This window comes from Corynebacterium sp. MSK195 (genome assembly GCF_030228885.1).
Taxonomy (GTDB): domain Bacteria; phylum Actinomycetota; class Actinomycetes; order Mycobacteriales; family Mycobacteriaceae; genus Corynebacterium.
Genome location: NZ_JASPGT010000022.1, coordinates 1 through 5,039 on the forward strand (window position 1 = coordinate 1; position 5,039 = coordinate 5,039).

At 56.1% G+C, this 5,039-nt stretch carries 3 protein-coding genes and 1 pseudogene; 2 read left to right on the plus strand and 2 right to left on the minus strand.

Annotated features, from left to right (window positions below):
* Window positions 1-531: pseudogene (locus tag QP909_RS11440) on the minus strand (transposase); the annotation flags it as partial.
* Between the two features lie 168 nt (window positions 532-699).
* Between QP909_RS11440 and QP909_RS11445 the strand changes: the two are divergent.
* Together QP909_RS11445 and QP909_RS11450 are read left to right on the plus strand one after the other, a co-directional pair.
* Window positions 700-1,428 carry an ABC transporter ATP-binding protein gene (locus tag QP909_RS11445; protein ID WP_284767300.1) on the plus strand — a complete coding sequence of 243 codons (729 nt, stop codon included), beginning with the start codon at window positions 700-702 and terminating at the stop codon, window positions 1,426-1,428.
* A complete protein-coding gene (locus QP909_RS11450; RefSeq protein ID WP_284767301.1) occupies window positions 1,429-3,972 on the plus strand; it encodes an ABC transporter permease in 2,544 nt (847 codons plus the stop codon).
* A 55-nt stretch (window positions 3,973-4,027) separates the two neighbouring features.
* On the opposite strand, the gene QP909_RS11455 is transcribed toward QP909_RS11450, so the two are convergent.
* Complete coding sequence (locus QP909_RS11455) at window positions 4,028-4,963, minus strand: bifunctional lysylphosphatidylglycerol flippase/synthetase MprF (protein WP_284767303.1); 936 nt, start codon at window positions 4,961-4,963, stop codon at window positions 4,028-4,030.
* Between the last annotated feature and the right edge of the window lie 76 nt (window positions 4,964-5,039).

Below are 5,039 nucleotides of genomic sequence, written 5' to 3' on the forward strand. Positions count from 1 at the left end.
CCGTATCGTCGTTGAGGCTTGCAGCGATGCGTTTAGCACCATAAAGCCCGTGCTCATCATCGAAGATGGTCTTGATTCTTGCGCCAATAAGAGCATCAGAGCATATCTTTAACCTGCGATTTTCGCGGGTGTTAACCCATTTGTAGAACGAGGATCGATTGAGCTTTAATACGTTGCACATCCGCTTGACCGAGTATTCGGTTCGGTGGTCATAGACAAACTGGAAGCGGATTACCAGCGTGTCTCTTCAGCAAAATATTTCGCGGCCTTGCGCAGGATGTCGCGTTCTTCGCGCAACTTTGCGTTTTCTTTTTCTAGCTGGCGGATTCGCTCAGAATCAGTCGTCGCCTGGGCCTTGTCGCGCATGGTCTTCGTGCGGGATCGTTTGCCGGTGCCGTACTGCTTAAGCCAGGAATAAAGTGAGGAACGATTAACGCCAAGCTCTGTTGAAGCCGCGTGAAGTGAGAGGTCCTCATTGTTTTCGTAGAGGGCCACAGCATCACGTTTGAACTGTTCGGAGTACCTAGGCATGGTGGTAGATTACCTTTCTTCCCAGCCCAACCGGGCTGGATATCAGGTGTCTACCTAACGGGGGTCAGGTCCTGCATGCCGTTTTCCTCCTCAGGGATGATGTTGGACGGAGGCCACGGTCGCTAGACTTAAATAGGTAATTTCCCATTTACAAGGAGAATTTGTCTCATGACTGATGCTGCGGCTCGCGCCGTTGACTTGTTTAAGCAATACGGAAGCGATGACACAGCCGTCGTCGCTCTTGATCATGTATCCATTGAATTTGGCAAGAACGAATTTACTGCGATCATGGGCCCGTCGGGTTCCGGTAAGTCGACGCTGATGCACACCATGGCTGGTCTCGATTCAGCGACTTCCGGATCAGCATTTATCGGTGATACCGATATGTCGGCGCTCAACGACAAAGACATTACGGCGCTGCGTCGTGACCGGCTGGGCTTTATTTTCCAGTCCTTTAACCTTGTGCCCACGCTGACTGCGGCGGAAAACATTACATTGCCGACGGACATTGCCGGCAAGAACGTCGATAAGCAGTGGTTTGAGGAGGTCACTAGCCGCCTCGGCCTAGCAGAGCGCCTGGAACACCGCCCAGCTGAATTGTCTGGTGGACAGCAGCAGCGCGTGGCCTGTGCTCGTGCATTGGTTTCTCGGCCGGAAATCATCTTCGGCGATGAGCCAACGGGCAACCTGGATTCGAATTCTTCGGCCGAGGTGCTCGACATTTTGCGAACCGCGGTGGATAAGGACAACCAAACAGTGGTCATCGTGACGCACGATGCCAAGGCCGCCTCGTATGCGGACCGGGTGGTTTTCCTTGCTGACGGCAAGCTTGTGAATGAGTTGCACAATCCGACGATGGAGGCCATTCACCAGGTAATGGCGGAGATTGAGGGCTAAATGGCACGCGGAAACGCAATGCGCAGAGTATCTCTGCGTAATATTGTGGCGCATAAGTTGCGCCTTGGGCTGACGATTCTCGCGGTGGTTTTGGGCACTGCGTTTATTGCCGGCTCGTTTATGTTCACCAATTCGCTGAAGTCTACGTTTGACTCCGCCGTGGATAATCAGTTCCGCGGCGTGGATGCAGTGGTGAGCCAAAAGGACGACAATGGCGCGAAACTGGATGACAAGCTGCGTCAGAAGCTGGCTGACGATAAGGATGTTAAGAACATCAATATCGCGGATTCGGAGACCGTTGTCGTGTCCGATGAGAACTCGGAGGCCTATCAAACCCAGGGCGGCACGGCCAGTGTTGTTCCGTTCTACCCAGAAGACAAGGTCGTTGGTGGCGCCGATGAGCTGAAGGAGGGCGAGGAGCCTAGCGGTAAGGACGAGGTCCTCGTCAACTCTTCCGCGGCCGACAAATACGACATTTCCGTGGGCCAGAAGCTGACTGTGGTTCACCCTGATGAGCAGGATACGGTTACCGTTTCTGGCATCTCGGAGCCCGCGGTCGACCAGGGCGAGAGCATCGTGCTGAGCATGGCTGAAAAGGATTACCTGGAGCGCTACGGTGATCCGAGCCAGCTCAAGGTCTCGGCAGCCGATGGAGTGGATGCGAATGCCTTGGTGGATCACCTGAACGAGAAGTATGAAGTCAAGGCGGAGTCGGGTGAGCGCCTGGCTGAGGAGACCTCGGAGATGATGTCCTCTGCCTTGAAGTTCATCAATTACTTCCTCATCGCGTTTGGCCTGATTGCGCTGCTGGTGGGCACCTTCATCATTGCGAATACTTTCTCGATGATTGTCGCGCAGCGCACCAAGGAGTTCGCTCTCTTGCGTGCGCTGGGTGCTTCCCGTCGCCAGATCACAAACTCGGTGGTGGTGGAGTCTGCCATTGTTGGTGTTCTGGGGTCTATTGTTGGCGTGGTTGCCGGTATGGGTTTGGTCGCAATCATTAAGGCAGTCATGAGCGCGCAGGGAATGCCGCTCGATGGCGGCTTGGGCCTGAGCGTCTCGGCTATCGTAGTTCCAATCATTTTGGGCACTATCGTGACGGTTGTATCCGCATGGGCCCCGGCACGGCGCGCGGGCCGCGTGCAGCCGGTGGAGGCAATGCGCACTACCGAATCAGCTTCCGGAACTTCCCTGAAGGTACGCACGATTTTCGGTGCCATTATCTTGCTGGTGGGCATTGTTGCGGCGTTGGCAGGCGTGCTTTCCGAAGGCGAAACCAACGTCCGCGCCATCCTCGTCGGCGTCGGCGCATTCGGTGTCATCGTGGGATTCTTCCTGGCCGGCCCTGCTTTGTCGCTGCCTCTGGTGCCGACGGTGGGCAAGGTAATCGGTGCACCGTTTGGCGCTATTGGTTCACTGGCGGCGACGAACTCACGTCGTAATCCGCGCCGTACGGCAGCCACCGCATTTGCGCTGACCTTGGGCGTGGCTCTGGTGACTGCCATCGGCATGCTGGGCGCAACTATGAAGTCCTCCGTGGCCGATACCGTCGAGCAGAATATTACTTCTGATTACCTGCTTTCCGGTCCTAGCTCCGGTGAGTTCCCGACGCCGAAGGACACGGGTAAACGCGCGGCGGAGGCCGAGGGCGTCGATAAGGTGATTACCGTCGGTATGGCTCCGGTAGCCGTCGATGGTCAGGCATCGATGGATTATGGTCCACAATTCCAACAAACGATGACTGCGGATGGAGATCCGTCGTCGATGATTGCGCTCGACATGGTTGAGGGCGATGCCAACTTGGAGAAGGGCTTCATTGCTACCGATGAGTTTGCCAAGGAACACGGCTGGAAGGTAGGAGAGACCTACAAGGTTACTTCTGCGGAAAAGGACAAGAAGGCCGAGGCGAAGCTGGTCGGTACCTTTAAGCCCACCGATGTGGTCCAGAATATGGTGCTTTCGCAGGATGTGGCGGAAAAGGTCGCACCGAAGAAGTCCTTCACCGTCCAAATGGTGGGCGTCTTGGGCCAGGAAGGCTATGACAAGGAAGAACTGCGTCACAACCTAGAGGACTCGGTCAAGGATTTGGTCGTGGTTCAGGTTAATTCTGGCGAGGAGTATGCGGGCCAAGCCGCCGGATTCATCGACCAGATGCTTTCCATCCTGTATGGCCTACTCGCCCTAGCGGTGATTATTGCCGTTCTGGGTATTGTCAATACCTTGACCCTGGGTGTTATTGAGCGACGCCAGGAGATTGGCATGTTGCGTGCCGTGGGTACGCAGCGCCGCCAGATCCGCACGATGATCACTCTTGAGTCGGTGCAGATTGCGCTCTTTGGCGCGGTGATGGGCATCCTTATCGGCCTTGGCTTGGGCTGGTCCTTTATCAAGATTCTCGGTGATGAGGGATTGGACTCCGCGCAGATTCCGTGGGCGATGGTGCTCATTATGCTCGTAGGTTCGGCCGTCGTGGGCATTATCGCGGCCGTCTGGCCGTCGAACCGTGCGGCAAAGACGCCGCCATTGGAAGCGATCGCGGACTAGCCTAAAACGCCCAAGGTCTCCCTTCTTGGTACGAAGAAGGGAGACCTTCCTGTATTTACGCGGCCATCCAAACCCTGAACGCCGATACCGCATCCTTGGTTTTCATATCCGGCAGGTAGGCATGCATGGTGGCCAACGCGATAGAAGGAAGTTTCAGTTCATCGTGATAACAGAGGTACCATGGGTGTTCCTCGGGCTGGAACTTGCGCTTGCTGGCCGCTAGGGTGCGGAATCCATAGAGTGGTTCGACTTCCTCACCAAGGCGGTCGAGGGCGACGTCGAGCCAGTCAGGCTCGTCTGGTTGTCCGGCAAGTGGGGCACCGGAAAGGGAAATCCAGGCTCGGCCTTCGGAGTGCGCGATGAGCATCGCTTCTGAGATGAGGAGTTCAATAACTCCTTTGAATCCGTGCTCATTGCGGCGCATGACGTCGAGAATGTAGCCGGCAATGGCACCATTTTCGTATACCGGCATCCAACTGGTGACACCGTGTAATGTGCCATCGGCAGACTCAGCCAGCAAGAGCCGGGTGCCGTCCACCATCATTTCTTCAAGGCCGCCGAGGGTAAAGCTCATTTCGGGGAGGGCCTTTTCAGAGACCCAGTCCTCGCTTAACGCGGTCACGCGGGCGATGGAGGCGATATCCAGCTCCTTCCAGGTTGTCCACCGTGTCGTGATGCCTTCCTTTTCTGCTTTGTTTCGTGCGGTGCGCACGTTTTGGAATTTCTTTCCCTTGAACTCTACGGATTCGCAGCTGAGTACGGCTTCTTCTGCGACCTGGAGGCGTTTTAGCTGCGGGTGTGCATCGGCGAATTGGGTATTGACGGAATACCACGCCACCGTCCAGCCTTGCTCAGCGGCGAAGTCCTCGAACTCCGCGCTGATATCGTGGCCGACAGGAGCACCCAGTGTGAGGGCGATGCCATTGGAGACGCGGTAGGCCACGTAGGAATCATCGTGGAAGAAGTAGTGGTTGGATCTCCACAGGGTCATGGGCCTGGCCCCCGGAAAGTAGACACGTCGGGGGTTAGCTATGCTGCTTGGGTCAGTGTAGCTGAATTAAGCGCCT

Excerpts from the sequence above, each read along its gene's own strand:
- QP909_RS11445 (WP_284767300.1), top strand. The coding sequence starts at position 700 with ATGACTGATGCTGCGGCTCGCGCCGTTGACTTGTTTAAGCAATACGGA.
- QP909_RS11450 (WP_284767301.1), top strand. The coding sequence starts at position 1,429 with ATGGCACGCGGAAACGCAATGCGCAGAGTATCTCTGCGTAATATTGTG.
- QP909_RS11455 (WP_284767303.1), bottom strand. The coding sequence starts at position 4,963 with ATGACCCTGTGGAGATCCAACCACTACTTCTTCCACGATGATTCCTAC.